The organism is Gordonia sputi NBRC 100414, from assembly GCF_000248055.1.
Lineage (GTDB): Bacteria > Actinomycetota > Actinomycetes > Mycobacteriales > Mycobacteriaceae > Gordonia > Gordonia sputi.
The window spans coordinates 1-1,382 of the sequence record NZ_BAFC01000152.1 but is presented as its reverse complement, the minus strand read 5'-3'; the positions used below and the strand labels follow the sequence as shown (position 1 = coordinate 1,382).

Annotated in this window: 1 pseudogene; it reads left to right on the top strand. The window is 63.2% G+C overall.

What is annotated here, in order from left to right:
* Positions 1-82 precede the first annotated feature (82 nt).
* Positions 83-1,195 (top strand): annotated as a pseudogene (locus GOSPT_RS22735) (IS3 family transposase); the annotation flags it as partial.
* Positions 1,196-1,382: the final 187 nt, after the last annotated feature.

Below are 1,382 nucleotides of genomic sequence, written 5' to 3'. Positions count from 1 at the left end.
TGGCGTGTCCCCCGTGAGCCGGTCCGGGTTGCTTTAGAGTCCCGATTGCCCTGATGAGGGCGGAGAAGGGACGATGAAGAACATGGCAGGACGCAAGCGTCACTCGGCCGAGGACATCGTGCGCAAATTGCGCCGGGCCGACGAGTTGGCCGCCGAAGGCAAGACCGGCGAGGAGATCGCCGCCGATCTCGAGGTGTCGGCGGCCACCTTGTACAACTGGCGCCGCCAGTACGGCGGCATGGACGGGTGACGCCGCGAAGGAACTCAAAGAGCTGCGCGAGCAGAATAGCCGTCTCAATCGGCTACTGGCTGACGCGGAGTTGGAGAAGGACGCGTTGCGGGAGATCGCGAAGGGAAAATTCTGAGCCCGACCGCCAAACGTGCCGCCATCGACATGCTCAAGGACGTGAAGAGCATGTCAGAACGTATGGCGTGCAAGGTCGTTGGGCTTTCCCGTTCCGCCTATCGACGGCTGCCGCAAGCGCACACCCCGGCCGACCCCGACGCCGCACTGCGCGAGCAGCTACGCACGTATGCCCGCAAGAACCCCCGGCACGGGTTCCGGCGAGCGTGGGCGCACCTGCGCTTCGACGACGGCATCGAGATCAACAAGAAGAAAGTGCATCGGTTGTGGAAAGAAGAGGGCCTGCAAGTGCGGCGCGCTCCGCGGCGCAAACGGGTCGGCCAGTCATCGGTCCCGGTCGTGGTCGCGGACGCACCGAAAGTGGTGTGGGCATTGGACTTTCAGTTCGATTCCTCTGTCGACGGTAAGACGATAAAGATCGCGTCGATGGTGGACGAGCACACCCGGCTATCGCTGCTGAACATCGTGGACCGCTCGATCACCGCCGAACGGCTGATCGAGGAGTTGGAGAAGACTTTCGCGATCTGGGGTGGCCCGCCCATGGTGCTGCGCATGGACAACGGCCCTGAGTTCATCTCAGAAGCCCTGCGCGACTTCTGTGCAGGGTCGGTCGGGATCTCCTACATTCCGCCCGGCACACCGTGGAACAACGGGTTCATCGAGTCGTTCAACAACCGGCTGCGTGACGAGTGCTTGAACCGCAACTGCTGGCCCACCCTGCTCGAGGCCCGCGTGGTCATCGACGACTTCAAAGACGACCACAACCACCGACACCGACATTCAGCGCTGGGCTACCAGACCCCGGCCGAGTACGCTGCCCGATGCACCCACAACATCACCCCGTGGGCTGCGAGATCGACTGACGATCACAACAAGGAACTGGCTCTAGAACTGCCTGGACCGGTTATCGGGGACCTGCCATTTCGGCTGGCAGGATTGTCCGGTCTCACCTTGAGCGGCTTCGGCCACATCGTCGACCTCGCCGCCCGCGTCATCGGGCCGGAGTTGCTCGCCCTAG